17 protein-coding genes, 1 tRNA gene and 1 pseudogene are annotated in these 19,424 nt (G+C 67.3%); 15 read left to right on the plus strand and 4 right to left on the minus strand.

Annotated elements, in window-relative coordinates:
- Positions 1–8 precede the first annotated feature (8 nt).
- The 6 genes and pseudogenes from CEX88_RS10945 to CEX88_RS10970 all read left to right on the plus strand — a co-directional run bounded on the left by CEX88_RS10945 (position 9) and on the right by CEX88_RS10970 (position 10,421).
- Positions 9–754 (plus strand): annotated as a pseudogene (locus CEX88_RS10945) (alpha/beta fold hydrolase).
- 40 nt (positions 755–794) lie between these two features.
- Positions 795–2,189 (plus strand): HNH endonuclease signature motif containing protein, encoded by a 1,395-nt coding sequence (locus CEX88_RS10950; protein WP_094293511.1) that lies wholly within the window; start codon positions 795–797, stop codon positions 2,187–2,189.
- A gap of 145 nt (positions 2,190–2,334) precedes the next feature.
- Positions 2,335–3,762 carry a nitrate/nitrite transporter gene (locus CEX88_RS10955; RefSeq protein WP_094293512.1) on the plus strand — a complete coding sequence of 476 codons (1,428 nt, stop codon included), beginning with the start codon at positions 2,335–2,337 and terminating at the stop codon, positions 3,760–3,762.
- Positions 3,763–3,767: 5 nt separating this feature from the next.
- A complete protein-coding gene (locus CEX88_RS10960) occupies positions 3,768–7,718 on the plus strand; it encodes a bifunctional nitrate reductase/sulfite reductase flavoprotein subunit alpha (protein ID WP_202931449.1) in 3,951 nt (1,316 codons plus the stop codon).
- A 79-nt stretch (positions 7,719–7,797) separates the two neighbouring features.
- Positions 7,798–9,225, plus strand: a complete 1,428-nt coding sequence (locus CEX88_RS10965; RefSeq protein ID WP_420799210.1) for a neutral zinc metallopeptidase — start codon at positions 7,798–7,800, stop codon at positions 9,223–9,225.
- A gap of 71 nt (positions 9,226–9,296) precedes the next feature.
- Positions 9,297–10,421, plus strand: a complete 1,125-nt coding sequence (locus CEX88_RS10970; RefSeq protein ID WP_202931450.1) for an acyltransferase family protein — start codon at positions 9,297–9,299, stop codon at positions 10,419–10,421.
- A gap of 69 nt (positions 10,422–10,490) precedes the next feature.
- On the opposite strand, the gene CEX88_RS10975 is transcribed toward CEX88_RS10970, so the two are convergent.
- Positions 10,491–10,576 (minus strand) — tRNA-Leu (locus CEX88_RS10975).
- A 72-nt stretch (positions 10,577–10,648) separates the two neighbouring features.
- Here CEX88_RS10975 and CEX88_RS10980 point away from each other — a divergent pair.
- From CEX88_RS10980 to CEX88_RS26515, 3 genes are all read left to right on the plus strand, one after another.
- Complete coding sequence (locus CEX88_RS10980; RefSeq protein ID WP_094293514.1) at positions 10,649–11,992, plus strand: M20/M25/M40 family metallo-hydrolase; 1,344 nt, start codon at positions 10,649–10,651, stop codon at positions 11,990–11,992.
- A gap of 17 nt (positions 11,993–12,009) precedes the next feature.
- Entirely contained in the window at positions 12,010–12,540 is a 531-nt protein-coding gene (locus CEX88_RS10985; protein ID WP_094293515.1) for a YbhB/YbcL family Raf kinase inhibitor-like protein, read from the plus strand.
- A 112-nt stretch (positions 12,541–12,652) separates the two neighbouring features.
- Positions 12,653–12,781, plus strand: coding sequence for a hypothetical protein (locus CEX88_RS26515; RefSeq protein ID WP_274381105.1), 129 nt, complete (start codon positions 12,653–12,655; stop codon positions 12,779–12,781).
- On the opposite strand, the gene CEX88_RS10990 is transcribed toward CEX88_RS26515, so the two are convergent.
- From CEX88_RS10990 to CEX88_RS11000, 3 genes are read right to left on the minus strand one after another with little or no spacing between them, the layout of a single operon-like run.
- A complete protein-coding gene (locus tag CEX88_RS10990; RefSeq protein WP_202931458.1) occupies positions 12,778–13,836 on the minus strand; it encodes a quinone-dependent dihydroorotate dehydrogenase in 1,059 nt (352 codons plus the stop codon). The genes CEX88_RS26515 and CEX88_RS10990 overlap by 4 nt on opposite strands.
- A gap of 7 nt (positions 13,837–13,843) precedes the next feature.
- Positions 13,844–14,113: a DUF5703 family protein gene (locus tag CEX88_RS10995; protein ID WP_064393974.1), complete on the minus strand. Its 270-nt coding sequence runs from the start codon at positions 14,111–14,113 to the stop codon at positions 13,844–13,846.
- Positions 14,110–15,099 (minus strand): ligand-binding sensor domain-containing protein, encoded by a 990-nt coding sequence (locus CEX88_RS11000; protein WP_238382048.1) that lies wholly within the window; start codon positions 15,097–15,099, stop codon positions 14,110–14,112. Before CEX88_RS11000 ends, CEX88_RS10995 begins: the two co-directional genes overlap by 4 nt.
- A 189-nt stretch (positions 15,100–15,288) precedes the next feature.
- On the opposite strand from CEX88_RS11000, the gene CEX88_RS11005 reads away from it, so the two are divergent.
- Genes CEX88_RS11005 through CEX88_RS11030 form a run of 6 tightly spaced genes read left to right on the plus strand, consistent with a single transcriptional unit; the run spans position 15,289 to position 19,410 of the window.
- Positions 15,289–15,600 carry a hypothetical protein gene (locus CEX88_RS11005; protein ID WP_064393972.1) on the plus strand — a complete coding sequence of 104 codons (312 nt, stop codon included), beginning with the start codon at positions 15,289–15,291 and terminating at the stop codon, positions 15,598–15,600.
- A 44-nt stretch (positions 15,601–15,644) separates the two neighbouring features.
- Positions 15,645–16,475 (plus strand): undecaprenyl-diphosphate phosphatase, encoded by an 831-nt coding sequence (locus CEX88_RS11010; protein WP_064404503.1) that lies wholly within the window; start codon positions 15,645–15,647, stop codon positions 16,473–16,475.
- Positions 16,472–17,176 carry a histidine phosphatase family protein gene (locus CEX88_RS11015; protein ID WP_066842679.1) on the plus strand — a complete coding sequence of 235 codons (705 nt, stop codon included), beginning with the start codon at positions 16,472–16,474 and terminating at the stop codon, positions 17,174–17,176. The genes CEX88_RS11010 and CEX88_RS11015 overlap by 4 nt, the downstream gene beginning before the upstream one ends.
- 46 nt (positions 17,177–17,222) lie before the next feature.
- On the plus strand, positions 17,223–17,810 hold the full coding sequence (locus CEX88_RS11020) for a DUF3090 domain-containing protein (RefSeq protein WP_066842677.1): 588 nt from the start codon (positions 17,223–17,225) through the stop codon (positions 17,808–17,810).
- Entirely contained in the window at positions 17,794–18,627 is an 834-nt protein-coding gene (locus CEX88_RS11025; RefSeq protein WP_094293518.1) for an SCO1664 family protein, read from the plus strand. The genes CEX88_RS11020 and CEX88_RS11025 overlap by 17 nt, the downstream gene beginning before the upstream one ends.
- 3 nt (positions 18,628–18,630) lie before the next feature.
- Positions 18,631–19,410 carry a 3'(2'),5'-bisphosphate nucleotidase CysQ gene (locus CEX88_RS11030; protein ID WP_066842675.1) on the plus strand — a complete coding sequence of 260 codons (780 nt, stop codon included), beginning with the start codon at positions 18,631–18,633 and terminating at the stop codon, positions 19,408–19,410.
- Positions 19,411–19,424 lie beyond the last annotated feature (14 nt).

Consider the following 19,424-nt stretch of genomic DNA (forward strand, 5'->3'; position numbering starts at 1 on the left):
ATCGCGGTATGACTGTGGTTCTGGTGCATGGTAATCCGGAGACGGACGCAATATGGGGTCCCATGGTCGACGCGCTCGGACGCGACGACGTGGTGCGGCTTTCCCCGCCCGGATTCGGTGCACCAGTGCCCGACGGCTTCGGAGCGACCTACCTCGACTATCGCGACTGGCTCGAGCGCGAGCTGGAGCGCTTCGACGAGCCGGTCGACCTGGTCGGACACGACTGGGCGGCGGTCACGTCGTCAACGTGGCGATGCACCGTCCCGAACTCTTGCGTACCTGGGCCAGCGACGTCGTGGGGCTGTTCGATCCCGATTACGTGTGGCACGACCTCGCTCAGGTGTGGCAGACGCCCGGAGCCGGTGAGGAACTGGTCGAGGCGATGATGGACGGCACGGTCGAAGACCGGACGGCCCAGATGGCCGATCTGGGGCTCCCACCCGATATCGCGACCGCGCTCGCCCGGGCGCAAGGTCCCGAGATGGGTCGCGCGATCCTGGCGCTGTACCGATCTGCGGCCCAGCCGGTGCTGTCCGAGGCGGCCCGCCAGCTCGAGAAGGCCGCCGCCCGTCCGGGGTTGTCGTTTCTCGCCACCGAGGACCCGTACGTGGGTACCGAGGAGATGCGCCGGCGTGCTGCGGCGCGAGCAGGTGCACGCACAGAGGTTCTCGACGGCTTAGGGCACTGGTGGATGGTGCAGGATCCCGCACGCGGAGCCGAGGTTCTTACCCGATTCTGGGAGACGGCTGCCTGACGGGGCCGACCTGTCACACCCCGCGACTAGTGTCGAAGACATGTTCGAATCCGCGGGCGATGGGGAGTTGCTCGACACGATGCGCGATGCGCAGCGTGCCGAGCGCGTCGCCGTCGCGCGGAGGTTCCTCGCCGCAGGCCGGTTTGCTTTGCAACGCTTCGCTGCGATGGGCAACACACACGACAACTGGTGCGTCGACGATTGGGATGTCATCGCCTCCGAGGTCGCGGCCGAACTCGGGATGAGTCGGGGGCGGGCGTCCTCGATGATCGGTTACGGCCGAAATCTTATCGAGCACATGCCGCGGCTGGGTGAGGTCTTCCTCGGGGGGCAGGTCGACTTTCGGGTGATCAGCATCATCGACTACCGGGCCGGATTGGTCGTCGACGACGAGGCGATCGCCGCGATCGACGAGATGGTGGCGCACAAGGCGCCGTCGTGGAACAAGCTGTCCGACAAGAAGATCGCTCAGTTGGTCGACTGGATGGTGCTCGACGTCGATCCCGACGCGCTGCGCGTCGCCAAGGAACGCGACGACGACCGCTACATCGACATCACCTTCGACAAGTACGGGATGGCCGATATCGAGGGCAAGATCCGCGCGACCGACGCCGCCGCACTGGACGAGACACTCAGCCAGCTCACCGCCACCGTCTGCCGCGACGACCCGCGCACCGCACGACAACGCCGTGCCGATGCCGTGATGGCGCTCGTCAACAGGGAAACCTCGATGGCATGCCGGTGCGAAACACAACGGTGTGCCGCGGCGGGTCGCCGCACCGCGACGACGGATGTCGTGATCCACATGATCGCCGAGGCCGCGACCGTGAGCGGTGAGAAGAACACACCGGGATACGTGGCCGGCGTCGGCCCGGTGCCGGCGCCGATGGTGCGCGACCTGGCCAGAACCGCCAAGCTCAAGCCCCTCGTCATCCCGAAGGATACGGTCGCCGATCGTCGGTATCGACCGTCGGCCGCACTCGCCGACTTCGTCCGCTGCCGCGATCTGACCTGCAGATGGCCCGGATGCGACAAGCCGGCCTGGAAAGCCGATATCGACCACACGGTGCCCTACCCGGCGGGGCCGACGCATCCGTCGAACAACGCCTGCTACTGCCGCTTCCACCACCTCATGAAAACGTTCCACTGTGGTCCCGGCGGCTGGGCCGAGCAGCAATCACCGGACGGCACAATAATTTTCACCTCGCCAAGCGGTCGCAAGTACCGCACCGAACCGCTCGGGGCGCAGCTGTTCACCCAACTCGCGACTCCTACAGGTGTCCTCACCTCGAGCACCGGACCGCCGCCCAATGAATGGCGCGGTCTGGCGATGCCGAAGCGAAAACGCACCCGCGCTCAGGATCGCGCGTATCGCATCAGCCGGCTACGCGCCATCAACGCCGCACGCTACGCCGCGGACATCCCACCGTTCTGATCGCCTGCGAGACGGCGTAACCCACGCCACATTTGTTTCGTCGACGTTTCCAGCGACCGGACCGCCGTCCACCGCCCATGTGAGCGGGAGTTGACCTTTCGGTCACGGACGTGCAACGGCTACGGAATGGCCGCACTTCATCGTGATGCTTGTGAAGACTCTGAGCCGCCGCCGCACCATCGACAAATGGGACGCCGAGGACGTCGAGGCCTGGGAATCCGGTGGCAAGAAGATCGCCAAGCGGAACCTGATCTGGTCGATCTTCGCCGAGCACGTCGGATTCTCGGTGTGGTCGATCTGGTCGGTGATGGTGCTGTTCATGCCGCAGGACATCTACGGCATCGATGCGGCGGGCAAGTTCTACCTGGTCGCCATGCCCACCCTGGTGGGCGCATTCATGCGGATCCCGTACACCATCGCACCCGCAAGGTTCGGCGGGCGTAACTGGACCATCGTCAGCGCCCTGCTGCTGTTGATCCCCACCGTGCTGACGCTGTGGGTGATGAACACCCCCGGCACGTCCTACACCACGTTCATGATCGTGGCCGCGGTCGCGGGAGTCGGCGGCGGCAACTTCGCGTCGTCGATGACCAACATCAACGCGTTCTATCCGCAGCGGCTCAAGGGCTGGGCGCTCGGCCTGAACGCCGGTGGCGGCAACATCGGGGTTCCGGTGATCCAGCTGGTCGGGCTTCTGGTGATCGCCACCGTCAGCAACACGGCACCCGAAATCGTCTGCGCCATCTACCTTGTCCTGATCGCGTTGGCTGCGCTGGGGGCCGCCCTGTTCATGGACAACCTCGGCAATCAGCGGTCGAATCTGGGCGCCATGGCAGAGGCGTTGCGGTTCAAGCACTCCTGGGTGATGAGCTTTCTCTACATCGGCACGTTCGGCTCGTTCATCGGCTTCTCGTTCGCCTTCGGGCAGGTGCTGCAGATCAACTTCCTCGCCGGCGGCGACACCCCCGCGCAGGCCTCGCTGCACGCCGCCCAGATCGCGTTTATCGGTCCGCTGCTGGGTTCGATCTCGCGTCCGTTCGGCGGCAAGCTGTCCGACCGGGTCGGCGGGGGCAGGGTCACCCTCTACACCTTCATCGCGATGATCTTCGCCGCCGCAATCCTGGTGGCGGCCGGCGTGCTCGACGACGGTATGGCAGGTGCGGCTTCCAGCGGGCAGATGGCCGCCTACGTAACCGGTTTCATCCTGTTGTTCGTCTTGTCGGGCATCGGCAACGGCTCGACCTACAAGATGATCCCGTCGATCTTCGAAGCCAAGGCCCAGGGCCGCGACGACTGGAGCCGCGAGGACAAGGCCGCCTGGTCGCGCAGCATGTCCGGCGCGTTGATCGGCTTCGCGGGTGCGGTCGGCGCTCTCGGCGGCGTGTTCATCAACGTCGTCCTGCGCGCGTCGTATGTCAGCGACGCCAAGTCCGCGACCAACGCGTTCTGGGTGTTCCTCGGCTTCTACGTGATCTGCGCGATCGTCACGTGGTTCGTGTTCCTGCGCATGCAGACCTCGCGGGCCGGCGCCGGTGAGCAGGTCGGCCGCGTCGCTTCACCGGTGCCCGCCTGACGCCCATGGTGACTCGGACGGCGTGCTCGTACTGCGGCGTGGGCTGCGGTATCGAGGTGCACACCACCACCGATCGGCAGACCGGTAACCCGGTGATCGCGCGGGTGTCCGGGGACAAGCTGCACCCGGCCAACTTCGGCAGGCTGTGCACCAAGGGCGCCACCCACGCCGAGTTGATGCGCGCTACCGACGGCCGGCTGACGTCGGCGATGCTGCGGCCCAGCCGCGACGAGGAACTGGTTCCCACGCCCGTCGACGATGCCGTCGCCGAGGCCGGCCGGCGGCTGCGGGAGATCGTCGAACAGCACGGTCCCGACGCGGTGGCGCTGTACGTGTCGGGCCAAATGTCCATCGAGGCGCAGTATCTCGCGACCAAACTGGCCAAGGGGTTCCTGCGTACGGTGCATATCGAGTCGAACTCACGGCTGTGCATGGCCAGCGCCGGAACCGGCTTCAAACAATCGCTGGGTGCCGATGGCCCGCCGGGGTCGTACGCCGACTTCGATTGCACCGACCTGTTTTTCGTCATCGGTTCCAACATGGCCGACTGTCATCCCATCCTGTACCTGCGCATGGCCGACCGGCTCAAGGCAGGCGCCAGGCTGATCGTCGTCGACCCCCGCCGCACGACGACCGCCGAACGCGCCGACCTGTTCCTGCAGATCAAGCCGGGAACTGATCTCGCGCTGCTGAACGGGCTGCTGCACCTGTTGGTCGAAAACGGTGACATCGACCGCGATTTCATCGACCAACACACCGAGGGTTGGGAGGCGATGCCGGCGTTTCTCGCCGACTACACGCCCGAAAAGGTCGCTCGCGTCACGGGTTTGGCGGAGGCCGGCATCCGGCTCGCCGCTCAGATGATCGCCGACGCGGGGGAGTGGCTGAGCTGCTGGACGATGGGGCTCAACCAGAGCACTCACGGTACGTGGAACACGAACGCGATCTGCAACCTGCATCTGGCCACGGGCGCGATCTGCCGACCGGGCAGCGGGCCGATGTCGCTGACGGGACAACCCAACGCGATGGGCGGACGCGAAATGGGTTATATGGGCCCGGGGCTGCCGGGTCAGCGCTCGGTGACCTCGGCGCAGGACCGCGCATTCGTCGAGAAGCAGTGGGGCGTGGCCCCCGGCACGATCCGTGCGGACGTCGGCCCAGGCACCGTCGACATGTTCCGGCAACTCGCTGACGGCGACATCAAAGCGTGCTGGATCATCTGTACCAATCCCGTTGCCAGCGTGGCCAACCGGTCGACAGTCATCGATGGGTTACGTGCCGCCGAGCTCGTCATCACGCAGGACACCTACAGCGCGACCGCCACCAACACCTACGCCGACATCGTGCTACCCGCGACCATGTGGGCGGAATCCGATGCGGTGATGGTCAACTCCGAACGTAACCTCACGCTGCTGCAGCAGTCCATTCCGGCGCCGGGACAGGCCAGGCCCGACTGGCAACTGATCTGCCAGGTCGCGGCCCACATGGGTTTCGGCGAGCATTTCGCCTACACCTCCAGCGAGCAGATCTTCGACGAGATCCGGCGGTTCTCGAACCCGAAGACCGGCTACGACATTCGCGGTGCCAGCTACACGCGGCTGCGGGAGACCTCGGTGCAATGGCCGTGCCCGCCGGACGACGAGTCTGATCGCCATCCCATCCGCTACGTCAACGACGGCGTCAGCCAGGAGTACTTCGTCGACGCGCACGGGCAGGCGCCGCGACTGGCCTTCCCGACCCCGTCGCGGCGGGCGATCTTTCACGCCCGCCCGCATATGGACGCGCGGGAACTGCCCGACGATGACTACCCGATGGTGCTCAACACCGGTCGGCTGCAACATCAGTGGCACACCATGACCAAGACGGGACGCGTCGAGTCGCTCAACAAACTCACCGGTGAGCCGTTCGTCGAGGTGCATCCCGAGGATGCGCTGCGGCTGGGCATCGAGAACGGGCGACCCGTCGAGCTCACGACGCGGCGCGGGGGCGCGGTGCTGACTGCCGTCGTCACCGAACGCATTCGTGCTGGCAGCTGTTTCGTGCCTTTCCACTGGAACGACGAGCACGGTCAGAACCTCACCGTCAACGCGTTGACCAACGACGCGGTCGACCCCGACTCGCTGCAGCCCGAGTTCAAGGTCTGCGCGGTCGACCTGCGACCGGTCGCGTCGCCGACGCTCAGCGAGCAGGAATCGCTCTACGTGTCAGGCTTTTTCAGCGGACTGGCCGAGGCCGGGGCCGATGTTCCGGTGCTGCCCAATTCGGCGCCCGTATGCACCGAGGTACGACAGTGGATCAACGGCCTGCTCGCGGGCCAGGCCCACCGTTCCTCCGAAGGACCGGTCCCTCGACCAGAACTCGACGATGGGCCGCTCGTGCTGTGGGCGTCGCAGACCGGCAACGCCGAGGACTTCGCCTCCCGACTCGCCGAGCGGCTCGGCAACGCCCAGTTGGTGAACATGGACGACCTCGCGCCAGCCGACCTCGCGGCGGCCCGTGACGTACTCGTGGTCACGAGCACGTTCGGCGACGGCGGACCGCCCGATAACGGCGCGAGCTTCTGGCAGCGGCTGCAGTCCTCGGAGGCGACGCCGCTGACCGGCGTGCGGTATGCGGTGCTGGGCATCGGTGACCGGTCCTACGACGACTTCTGCGGACACGCCAAGGCCGTCGACACGAGGCTGGCGGACCTCGGCGCCGTCCGGTTGCTCGAACGCGCCGACTGCGAGGCCTACGACGACGAGCGGATGCGACGCTGGGCCGACGATGTCACCGCACTGCTCACCCTCGGCATCGACACATCGCCGCCCAGGGGAGGCGTCACGACACTCGCGCGCCCAGCCACCGTCGCTCAGCCGTTCACCCGCGCGCGCCCCCTCGTGGTGCCGCTGTCCCGCAACGTAGCGCTCACCGGACCGGCGTCTCGAAAAGAGGTGCGGCAGTTCGGATTCGACATCTCCGAACACGACGTGACCTACGCAGCAGGTGATTCGCTGGGAGTGTGCGCCACCAACGACCCAGTGATGGTCGACGCGTGGCTGGCGGCCACCGGAATGCCGGCTCAGCACACCGTCGAGGTCGACGGCGCCGAGATGTCGTTGCGCGATGCGCTCATCTCGCACTTCGACTTCTGCCGGATCACTCCCGACCTGGTGCGCTTCATCGCCGAGCACAGCCGCGACGCCAAGGCGCTGCGGGCGCCCAAGGCCAAGCTGGACAAGTGGCTGGCCGGGCGCAACGGCCTTGACCTCGTCCAGGAATTCGTCGTGCACGCCGATCCCGACGAGTGGCGCGAGGTGCTGGTCCGCTTGACTCCGCGCAGCTATTCCATTTCGTCGAGCCCGCTGGTCAGCCCGCACGAGGTGCAGCTGACGGTGTCGGTGGTGCGCTACCGCGGCGCCGACGGCGGTCATCGGGGCGGCGTCTGCTCGACCTTCCTGGCCGACCGCGCGTCGTCGGTGCCGGTTTTTCTGCAGCGCTCACCACATTTTCGCCCGCCCGAGGACGGCGCGGTCCCGATGATCATGGTGGGCCCCGGCACGGGCGTCGCGCCCTTCCGTGGCTTCCTGCAGGAGCGACGGGCCCTCGGCCACGGCGGCCGCAACTGGTTGTTCTTCGGCGAGCAGCACCGCGCTCAGAACTACTACTATCGCGACGATTTCGAGGACATGGCTCGAGAGGGGCTGCTCGACCGGTTGGACCTCGCGTTTTCCCGCGATCAGGCGTCGCGGGTCTACGTGCAGCACCGGATGCTCGACCGCGGCGCCGAGGTGTGGCGCTGGCTCGACGACGGCGCGCACTTCTACGTGTGCGGCGACGCCGGCCGCATGGCCAAGGACGTCGACGCCGCATTGACCACGATCATCGAGCGGCACGGCGGCATGTCACACGAACAGGCCCACGACTACAAACGCGAACTGGTCGCGGCCAAACGCTACGTACGCGACGTGTACTGAGGCGCTCAGCACCACAAGATGCTGGCCATATCGAGAAAGTGCGACGAGCGACGATCGCGGGCGCGAATAATGACGGTTCGTGAATCGCTGTATTCACATTGCGGCCAAGAGCGCTGCCGTGCTGACCGCGGCAGCGTTGGCCACGGCGTGCGGCGCAACTCAGAAGCCCGCCGACGCGTTCACAGTGGCGGGCATGCAAGTCGCCGATGGACCGTCGGGATTGAAGGCCGGGGCGCCCCCACCGTCGCGAACCGTCACCAACACCGACGGCGGGCCCATCGACACGCTCGCTGTGCAGTCCGTCAGCGACGTCGAGGACTACTGGAACGGCACGTTCGCCCGTGCTCTCGCAGGGGAATTCACGCCTGTCCGCAAACTGCTGTCCTGGGATGCCAATCGTCGGGACAGGTCCACGTCGTTCTGCGGTGAGACCACCGCGGGACTGGTCAACGCCGCGTTCTGTCCGCCGGACAGCTCCATCGGCTGGGACCGCGGCGTGCTGTTGCCGTCGCTGCGCAAGTCCTACGGTGAAATGGCGGTGGCCATGGTGCTGGCCCACGAGTACGGCCACTCCGTGCAATACCAGGCCGAACTGAACCGGCCGAACACACCGACGCTGGTCGCCGAGCAACAGGCCGACTGTTTCGCAGGCGCCTACATGCGCTGGGTAGCGGAGGGACACTCGCGCCGCTTCAGGTTGTCCACGGGCGACGGGCTCAATTCGCTTCTCGCCAGCGTGATCTCGTTCCGAGACCCGTTGTTCAACCGCAACGGAGTGTCCTCGGGCGGCGGCGAACACGGGTCGGCCTTCGAGCGCGTCTCGGCGTTCCAATTCGGATTCACCGACGGGCCGCAGACATGTAAAGGGATCGACGTGGAGGAGGTCCGGTCGCGACGCGGCGACCTGCCGGTGGCGCTGCAGCGCGGTGAGACCGGCAACTGGCCGGTATCGCAGAACTCCGTGAGGTCCGTCATCGCAGCGATGAACATCTTGTTCAAGCCTGCGAGTCCGCCGCGGCTCACCTTCGATCCGGCCGCGGCGAAAAGGTGCCCCGACGCCCGGTCGACACCACCTGCCTCGTTCTGCCCCGCAACCAACACCATCGCGGTCGATCTCGCGGCGCTGAAGAAGCTGGGCGCCGCCAGCGAGGGTCCGACCGGGCTGACCGGTGACAACACCGCGTATTCGGTGGTGATATCGCGGTACGTGCTGGCCGTGCAGAAGGGATTGGGGCTACCCCTGGATACCGCCGAGACCGGTCTGCGGACCGCCTGCCTCACCGGTGTCGCCACGCGCAAGCTCAGTCAGCAAGTGAACACACCGGACGGCAATACCGTCGCCCTAACCGCGGGTGACCTCGACGAAGCCGTCGCCGGCCTGCTCACGAATGGTTTGGCGGCCAGTGACGCCAACGGGCAGTCGGCGCCTGCGGGTTTTGCTCGCATCGATGCGTTTCGCACCGGCGTGCTGAGCGACCAGGACCACTGCCTCGAACGCTTCGCATGATCGCCGCCGTGACCGCGCACTTGCGACGGTGGCGTCGGTCAAGTGGGGCGCCCCGCCCACTTGACCGGCTGGTGAGCGCCACACCGGACTCCCGAGACCGCGTCGTCGACGCCGCCCGAGCACTCAGCATCGGGGTCGTCACCCTCTGGCATTGGACGCTTTCGGTCACCCATCGCACCTCTGACGGCGCTCTCGCGATGCCCAACCCGATCCACACCGTGCCCGGTGGCTGGTTGGCCACCTGGGTGCTGCAAGTCATGCCGTTGTTCTTCCTGGTCGGCGGTTACGCGAACCTCGTCGGCTGGCAGCGCGCGCGGGCGAACGGAATTTCCAGTTCACGGTTCGTCACTGACCGGCTTCGCCGGTTGTTGGTGCCCACCGCGGTATGGGCCGCGGTGTGGCTCGCGGGGGAGTTGATCGCCGCGATGCTGCCGGGACCGCACCGCTGGATGTGGGAGTGGTTCCCCGGTTACCTGGTGCCGCTGTGGTTCCTCGGCGTTTACGGCCTGTTGATCGCCACCGTCCCGGTCACCGCGACCCTGCACGCCCGCTTCGGTTCCCGCGTCCTGGTGGTGTTCGTCGTCCTCATCGGCGTCGGCAGCGTGCTCGGTCGCGGTGTGGGCCTGGCCTGGGCCGAGTGGGCGACTGTCCCCCTGGTGTGGCTGTTCTGCCACCAGCTCGGCTTCGCCTGGCGGAGCTGGCAGCTCGGAACCAAGCCGGTGGCGCAGCGGCTGGCCGTTGCCGGGGCCGGCCTGCTGACGCTGGTGGTGCTGACGATGTTCGCCGGCTACCCACGATCAATGGTCGCCACGGTCGGTGAGAACGAGTCGAACATCTTCCCGACCAACGCCGCCATCGCGGCGCTCGCCGTGTTCCAGCTCGGACTGGTAGCGCTCATCACGCCGACGGCCGCGCGTGTGTTGCGCCGACCCCGTGTGTGGAAGCCGGTGGTCGCCCTCAACGTGGTGGCGATCACCGTGTTCCTGTGGCACATGACCGCATACCTCGTCGTGGTGTGGGTCTACGAAGGCCTGGGCCACACGCTTCCGGTGGAGCCGACCGCCGACTGGTGGGCGCAGCGATGGCTCTGGCTGCTGGCACCGCTTGCCGTCCTCGTGGTGTTGATCGCGGTGTTCGCCCCGGTCGAGACCATGACGCGAAGGCCGCGCTCGAAGCCGAGCCGAGCCGGTGATTGACGATCGGCAAGCACCCTTCGGTGAGCCAATTCGGTTGGGGGCCATGCGCGCATGGCGGCAGTGATTGAGTGTCCGAGGGGGGACTTGAACCCCCACGCCCGTTAATAGGGCACTAGCACCTCAAGCTAGCGCGTCTGCCATTCCGCCACTCGGACTCGTTGTGGGCAGCTAAGGCTATCGGATCACTGAGGCGTGACCCAAACCCAGCCGCCAGGTCAATGGTACGAATGGTGACTGTGACTGGTCCCGTCAACGCCGAAGCGGAGGTCGTCGACCTCGTCAGCGCGCTCATCCGGTTCGACACGTCCAACACCGGCGACCCGGCCACCACCGTGGGTGAGGGCGAATGCGCGCGCTGGGTGGCCGAACAGCTCGAAGAAGTCGGCTATGCGACCGAGTACGTGGAGGCCGGCGCGCCGGGCAGGGGCAACGTGTTCGCCCGGCTCGAGGGCTCCGACAGCTCGCGTGGGTCGCTGCTTCTCCACGGCCACCTCGATGTCGTGCCCGCCGAGGCGTCCGACTGGAGCGTGCACCCGTTCTCCGGCGCGGTCGAGAACGGCTATGTGTGGGGTCGCGGCGCGGTCGACATGAAAGATATGTGCGGCATGATGATCGCGATCGCGCGGCACTTCAAGCGCGCGCGCATCACCCCGCCGCGCGACCTGATCTTCGCGTTCCTGTCCGACGAGGAGGCCGGCGGCAAGTTCGGCTCACACTGGCTGGTCAAAAACCGGCCCGACCTGTTCGCCGGGGTCACCGAGGCGGTCGGAGAGGTCGGCGGCTTCTCGTTGACCGTGCCGCGCCAGGACGGCGGCGAGCGGCGCCTCTACCTCGTCGAGACCGCCGAGAAGTCGATGAACTGGATGAAGCTGACCGCGCGCAGCCACGCCGGCCACGGCTCGATGATCCACGACAGCAACTCGGTGACCGCGGTGGCCGAAGCGGTGGCCAAGCTGGGCCGCCACGAGTTCCCGCTGGTGATGACCGACGCCGTCAGCCAGTTCCTGCAGGCGGTCACCGAGGAGACCGGCTATTCGTTCGACGTCGACTCGCCGGATCTGGCCGGCGCGATCGCCAAGCTGGGCCCGATCGCCCGCGTCGTCGGCGCCACCCTGCGCGACACCGCCAATCCGACGATGCTCAAGGCCGGGTACAAGGCCAACGTCATCCCGGCCTCCGCCGAAGCGGTGGTGGACTGCCGGATCCTGCCGGGGCGCCAGGCCGCCTTCGAACGCGAGGTCGACGAGCTGATCGGCCCGAACGTCACCCGCGAGTGGGTCACCGAACTGCCGTCCTACGAGACCACCTTCGACGGCGACCTGGTCGACGCGATGAACGGCGCGATCCTGTCCGTGGACCCCGACGCCCGCATCGTGCCGTACATGCTATCCGGCGGAACCGACGCAAAAGCCTTCGCGCAGTTGGGAATTCGCTGCTTCGGCTTCGCTCCGCTGCAGTTGCCGCCCGACCTCGACTTCACCGCGTTGTTCCACGGCGTCGACGAACGGGTACCCGTTGACGCGTTGAAGTTCGGTACCCAGGTCCTCGAACACTTCCTGTTGCACTGCTGATCCAGAAAGGACGAGTCATGGCGTTTGACTACAACCCCTACGAGTTCCTCCCCGAGTTGCCCTCGTTCACGGTGTCCTCGGACACCTTCAACGACGGAGACGCGCTGGGCAACGACCAGGTCAGCGGCATCATGGGCGCCGGAGGCAACGACGTCTCGCCGCACCTGACCTGGTCGGGCTTCCCCGAGGAGACCCGCAGCTTCGCGGTCACGGTCTATGACCCCGACGCCCCGACCGCGTCCGGCTTCTGGCACTGGGCGGTGGCCAACCTGCCCGCCACCGTCACCGAACTGCCCGAGGGAGTGGGTGACGGCAGCGGCCTTCCCGGCGATGCGCTCACGCTGCGCAACGACGCCGGCCTCAAGCGCTTCATCGGCGCCGCCCCGCCTCCGGGACACGGCCCTCACCGCTACATCGTCGCCGTGCACGCCGTCGACGTGGAAAAGCTCGATCTGCCCGAGGATGCGACCCCGGCGTACCTCGGGTTCAACCTGTTTCAGCACGCGATCGCGCGGGCGCTGATCCACGGCACCTACGAGCAGAAGTAGCAGAACGCCGAAATCTGCTCTGCGCGCTCCGATTTCCTGCACGACTGGCTTTTCTGAGGAACTGACGTATGGTCGCAGGTGAGTGATTGCCACTTCTGCTTAAGGAGCGACAATGGCTGACAAGAAACCCGGTAGAAGCCTGAAGAAGGCTGAACGGTCCCTCAAGGACCGGCGCGCTGAGAAGCGTCACCGCGAAGCCGAGGCGGGTGAGTTCATCCGCAAGCGCAAGCGCGCAAGCTAGGCCGCAGAACCTACCGCTTCGGCCAGTGAGCCGAAGCCCCCCTCGTGAAGGCGGCGGGCGATTCCATCGTGGATGCCTTTGGCCCACAGCCCGCCGCCGTACACGAATCCGGTGTAGCCCTGCAGGAGTGAGGCTCCGGAGATGATCCGGTCCCACGCGTCGTCGGCGGTTTCGATGCCGCCGACACTGATCAGCACCAGCCTGTCCCCGACGCGGCGATAGAGCCTGCGCAGCACCTCGACCGAACGTGTGGCCACCGGCCGCCCGGAGATCCCGCCGGGCCCCAGTTCGTCGAGGCCCGGGGTGGCCAACCCGTCGCGCGACACGGTCGTGTTGGTGGCGACGATGCCTGCCAGGCCGAGATCGACTGCCAGGTCGGCGATTTCATCGACGTCCTCGTCGGACAGGTCCGGGGCGATCTTCACCAGCACCGGTTTCGACGTCTCCGCCAGCACCGCGGTCAGGATCGGGCGCAACGACGAAACCGCCTGCAGGTCGCGCAGCCCCGGGGTGTTCGGAGAGCTGACGTTGACCACCACGAACGAGGCGAGCGGTCCCAGCAGGCGCGCCGATGTCGCGTAATCCTGTACCGCCTCCTCCGGCGGCGTGATCTTCGTCTTGCCGATGTTCACGCCGATGGGAACATCGGGAAGGTGCCGGGCGAGCCTCACGGCGAGTTCGCCCGCGCCGTGGTTGTTGAATCCCATCCGGTTCAACAGCGCACGGTCGTCGGGCAGCCGGAACATCCGCGGTTTCGGATTGCCGGGCTGGGCTTGGGCGGTGACGGTGCCCACCTCGGCGTACCCGAAGCCGAGTGCGCCCCACGTGTGCAGTCCGCTGCCGTTCTTGTCGAACCCGGCGGCCAGGCCCAGCGGCCCGGGGAACCGGACACCGAACACCGTGCTGGCCAGTATCGGATCGCGGGGTCCCAACCACCGTCTCAACGCGCGCCTGGTCCACGGCGGATACGTGACGGCCCGCAGCAGCGCGAACACCCACGTGTGAATCCGTTCGGGTGCAACGAGAAACAGCGCCCGCCGCAGCGCGCCGTACATCATCGCTTCACTGTGCGGGCTGCTCCGGGATATTCATCCGGCTGGCTGCGGTTTTCTTGCGGCGCAGCAACACCCGTCGCGAACCGTCGGTGTAGAGCCTGACGCGGGTGAGTTCCCAGCCTCGGTATTCGGCCTCGATCGACAACCGGGTCGAGGCGCTGACTCGCGTGACGTCCGGCGGCAACCGCAGCGGAATCCATTCGTAGTCGTCTGAGAGGTCTGATTTGACGGCGTCCTCCCAGGCCGCCGGCATCCGTCCGCGGTGAAGTGCGCTCATGCGTGCGCTCTCGCCGCGTCGACGATCACCTGCACACCCGCTCCCGATCCGGACACCACATACAGCGTGCCAGAGGATTCGTCGAATGCCAGGGAGTTCGGTTGCTGCACGGTTCGATATCGCACCTTCTCGACGGGAATGCCGGTGGCCAGATCGTAGCCAACGACCTCGTTCGCCGCAGTCTGCGACACCCAGGCCAGCGTCGACGACCCGGCAAGGCCGTAGGGGGCGTCGCGCACCGGGTACCGCTGACGCAGGATCAGCGGATCGGTGCCGAAGACCAGGAGACCCTCGCCGCGGGTGTCGGCCACCAGCACCCGACCGGCCGGGTCGGCGACCATCGTCGTCGCACCCTCGCCCGCCCGCAGCGCCTGCGCCTGCTCATCGCCGTTCTCGGTGAGCGCCGTCACCGACGTCTGGGCGCGATCCAGTACCACGGCCGTATTCCCCTGTGTGACAAGCGCATCGACACGGGCAAAGATCTTCAGCGTAGCGGCTACGGCGGTATCTGAGCCCAACGTGTAGACGGCGCCGTCGGCGCTTCCGAGCACCAGTCGGCCGTCCGCGCGCCGCGCGATCGCGGTGAAGTCGGTGTCAGGCAGGCCCTCGACCTCGACCTTGGTGGCGGTGCGACCGGCGACGTCGATCCGGTGGTAGCCGCCGCGCGTCGCCGCGTAGACCTGGCCGTCGCCGTCACCCGTCAACGCCGTTGCGGGACTGGACAACGACACCGTCGCCGCGTCCTCGCCGCCGGTGGAATACACCGTGACCTGCGATCGGTCCGCCGGATCGGGCGCCAGCACCGCCAGTGAGCCGCTTTCCGCGTCGACGATCGCCGCCTGCGCATCGGCACCCAGCGGGCGCACGACGCCGTCGGGCCGGCCGGCCACCGGTGGGGACACCGCGGCCTGCGCGGGAGCGATGGTGGCAGGAGCGTCGGTGCTTTCCGATGAGCAGCCCCCGACCAGCACAAATGCCGGCACGATAGCCAGCGCCGCCACGATCCGGCGAATCGGCTGATTCGATGTGTTTACCACGGGCGCCAAGGGGTAGCTCTCGGTCGTGCGTACGGTTAAGCGACTGAACGGCCAGTCTAGGCAGACAACTGCGCGTCGGCTTTCGTCCGCTCGCCGTGCCCTCCCAATTAGCGGCCGCGTCAACGGTATGGTGCGATCATGACCCTCGCCACGGACCGTGCGACCGGCGCCGGTGAGTTTGTCATCGAGGACATGACCACCGGCCTGTATGCCAGCGGCTTCGGCCAGGTGGGCGACGGCCGCAGCTTCTCGTTCCATGTCGAGCGCCAGATGCTGGTGGTCGAGATCTACCGCCCGCGGTTGGCGGGACCGGTCCCGCACGAGGAGGACGTGGTCGCCGTGTCCAGCCGCAAGCTGACCGACATCGACCTCACCGACCGACGAAGCGTGGGCGCGGCGGTGCGTGATCTCGTCGCGTCCGCAGAGCCGGTGGCGCGGACCGGTCGCTAACACCCGCCCACGGTACGGTCGTCGTCGTGACGGACGTGCCGGCGATGTCGTGGGTGCAGGTCGTCGTCCTCGCGATTGTGCAGGGGCTGACCGAGTTCCTGCCCGTCAGCTCCTCAGGGCACCTGGCGATCACGTCGCGCGTGTTCTTCGCCGACGACGCCGGGGCCTCGTTCACCGCCGTCACCCAGTTGGGCACCGAGTTCGCTGTCCTGCTCTACTTCGCCAAGGACATCGGGCGCATCGTCAAGGCCTGGTTCAACGGCTTGTTCGTCACCGCGCACCGCAACGCCGACTATTGGTTGGGTTGGTATGTGATCGTCGGGACCATCCCCATCGCCGTCCTCGGGCTGCTGTTCAAGGACCAGATCCGCACCGGCGCACGCAATCTGTGGGCGATCGCGATCGCGCTGATCGTGTTCTCGGCCGTCATCGCCGCCGCCGAGTACTTCGGCCGCCAGGCGCGCACCGTCGAACAGCTGACGTGGAAGGACAGCATCATCGTGGGCTTCGCGCAGTGCCTGGCTCTGCTGCCCGGTGTGTCCCGTTCCGGCGCGACGATCAGCGCCGGGCTCTTCCTCGGTCTCAACCGCGAGCTGGCGGCCCGGTTCGGTTTTCTTCTGGCCATCCCCGCGGTGTTCGCCTCCGGGTTGTTCTCGCTTCCCGACGCGTTCCATCCCGTCGGAGAGGGGATGAGCGCGACCGGCCCGCAGTTGCTGGTGGCCACGGTGATCGCGTTCGTGGTCGGTTTCGCCGCAGTGGCCTGGTTCCTGCGGTTCCTGGTCAGGCACAGCATGTACTGGTTCGTCGGGTATCGCGTCATGCTGGGCACCGTGGTGCTGATCTTGTTGGGGACGGGTGTGGTGGCAGCGACATGACGGTGATCCTGTTGCGGCACGGCCGCTCGACGTCCAACACCGCGCACACGCTGGCGGGCCGGTCCGAGGGCGTCGACCTCGACGACAAGGGGCGCGAACAGGCGCATGCGGTTACAACCCGCATCGGTTCGCTGCCGATCCGCGCGATCGTGCGCTCGCCGCTGTTGCGCTGCGAACGAACCGTGGAACCGCTGGCCGCAGCGCTGGGCCTGACGCCGATCGTCGACGACCGGATCTCGGAGGTCGACTACGGGGCCTGGACCGGGCGCAAGATCGCTGACTTGGTCTCCGAGCCGTTGTGGGCGGTGGTGCAGCAGCAGCCCAGCGCCGCGGTGTTCCCCGACGGGGAGGGACTGGCCCACGTGCAGGCCCGCGCGGTGGCCGCGATCCGCGAGCACGACCGTCGACTCGCCGAGGAGCACGAGGGCGACGTGCTGTGGGTCGCCTGCACTCACGGCGATGTGATCAAAGCCATCGTCGCCGACGCGCTCGGCACCCATCTCGACAGCTTTCAACGGATCACCGCCGACCCGGCGTCGATGAGCGTGATCCGTTACACGGCGGTGCGGCCGTTCGTGATCCACGTCAACCACACTGGTGACCAACTCACGTCGGGGCTGGCGCCCAAACCCGCGAAAAGCGACGCGGAAGACGGCGAGGTGCCGCCGGAGGATGCCGTCGTCGGCGGGTCCACCGGCTAGTCGCAATTACGGCTGAGGAGCCCCAACCGGTATTTTGGGAAGTGCCATGGCCCGCGCAATCCACGTCTTCCGCACACCCGACCGATTCGTGGCCGGGACCGTCGGCCAACCCGGCAATCGCACGTTCTACTTGCAGGCCGTCCACGACAAGCGCGTCGTGTCGGTGGTTCTGGAGAAGCAGCAGGTCGCTGTGCTCGCCGAACGGATTGCCGCACTGCTGCTCGAGATCAATCGCCGGTTCGGAACGCCGATTCCGCCCGACACCGGTGAGGTCGAGGATCTCAGCCCGCTGATCACTCCGGTCGACGCGGAGTTCCGCGTGGGCACGATGGGACTGGGCTGGGACTCCGAAGCCCAGACGGTCGTCGTCGAACTGCTGGCGGTGTCGGAAACCGAATTCGACGCGTCGGTGGTGCTCGACGACGCAGAGGAGGGCCCCGACGCGGTCCGTGTGTTCCTCACACCGGAATCCGCGCGCGAGTTCGCGACGCGCTCCAACCGGGTGATCTCGGCAGGCCGCCCGCCCTGTCCTCTCTGTGACGAACCGCTGGACCCCGAAGGTCACATCTGCGTGCGCACCAACGGCTATCGGCGCGGCGCCTTCGCCGAGTCCGACGATGACGTCGACATCTGACGGCGGGGCCGATGCGGTCCGCGAAGAGGTGTTGCGGCGCGGTGAACTGACCGTCATCGGGCGCATCCGATCGGCCAGCAACGCGACCTTCTTGTGCGAGGCGAATCTCGGGCAGCACCAAGTCCATTGCGTCTACAAGCCGGTGGCGGGCGAGGCGCCGCTGTGGGACTTCCCCGACGGCACGCTGGCCGGTCGTGAGCGCGGGGCCTATCTGGTGTCGGCCGCGTTGGGATGGAATGTCGTGCCCTACACCATTATTCGTGAGGGGCCGGCGGGTGAGGGCATGGTGCAGCTGTGGGTGGACCAGCCGGGCGATGAGGTCGACGACGCACGACCGGACGGGCCGGATCTGGTGGATCTGCTTCCCGCGGGCCGCATTCCGCCGGGCTTTCTGCCGATCCTTCAGGCCTACGACTACGCGGGCGACGAGGTCACCCTGGTACACGCCGACGACGACCGGTTGCGCCGGATGGCGGTGTTCGACGTGCTGGTCAACAACGCCGACCGCAAGGGCGGACACATCCTGTCCGGCGTCGACGGTCGGGTGTACGGCGTCGACCACGGGGTGACCCTGCACAGCCAGGACAAGCTGCGCACCGTGCTGTGGGGTTGGGCCGGTAAACCCGTCGACGATCAGACGCTGGAATCGGTGGCGGCGCTGCGCGATCAGCTGCGCAACGGGTTAGGCGACGAACTGTGCGCCCTCATCACCGAGCGCGAGATCGCCGCGTTGCTCTCCAGAACCGTTGCGCTGCTGACCGATCCGGTGATGCCCACACCCGATCGGCATCGCCCGATCCCGTGGCCGGCGTTCTGAGCGATGACCCTGACTGATGCGGCGTTGGCCGCCGAGGTGGCCGCCGAGGCGGGCGAGATGCTGCTGAAGGTCCGCGAGGAAGTGGGTTTCTACGACCCGTACGACCTCGGCGACACCGGCGACAAGCTGGCCAACCGGCTGATCCTCGAGCGGCTTCGCGCTGAGCGGCCCGACGACAAGGTGCTCTCCGAAGAAGCGGTCGACGATCTGTCGCGCGTCGACGCCGACCGGGTGTGGATCGTCGACCCTGTCGACGGCACCCACGAGTACTCGATGCCGCGGCGCACGGACTGGGCGGTGCACATCGCGCTGTGGCGACGCGACGGCGGGCCGAACGGGCGCATCACCGACGCCGCGGTCGCGCTACCCGCGCGCAACGAGGTCTACCGCACCGACACCGTCATCCCGCCGCCGCCCCGCGCCGACGGCCCCATCCTGATCACGGCCAGCTCCAACCGGCCGCCGCCGGTGCTGTGGTGGCTGCGCGACCGGATGGACATCCAGCTGGTGCGCATCGGGTCCGCGGGCGCCAAGGCGATGGCGGTGGTGCGCGGTGACGTCGACGCCTACCTGCACGCCGGCGGACAGTGGGAGTGGGATTCGGCCGCGCCCGCCGGCGTGGTGCAGGCCGCGGGTCTGCACGCGTCGCGCATCGACGGCTCGGAGCTGGTCTACAACCGGCGCGACCCCTATCTGCCCGACCTGCTGATGTGCCGGCCCGAGCTCAGCGAGGCGCTGCTCAAGGAGATCCTCTCGGCGTATCGGAGCCGCTGGAGGGACTGACCGGGAATGAAACG

The sequence above is a fragment of the Mycobacterium neumannii genome (assembly GCF_002245615.1).
GTDB lineage: Bacteria > Actinomycetota > Actinomycetes > Mycobacteriales > Mycobacteriaceae > Mycobacterium > Mycobacterium neumannii_A.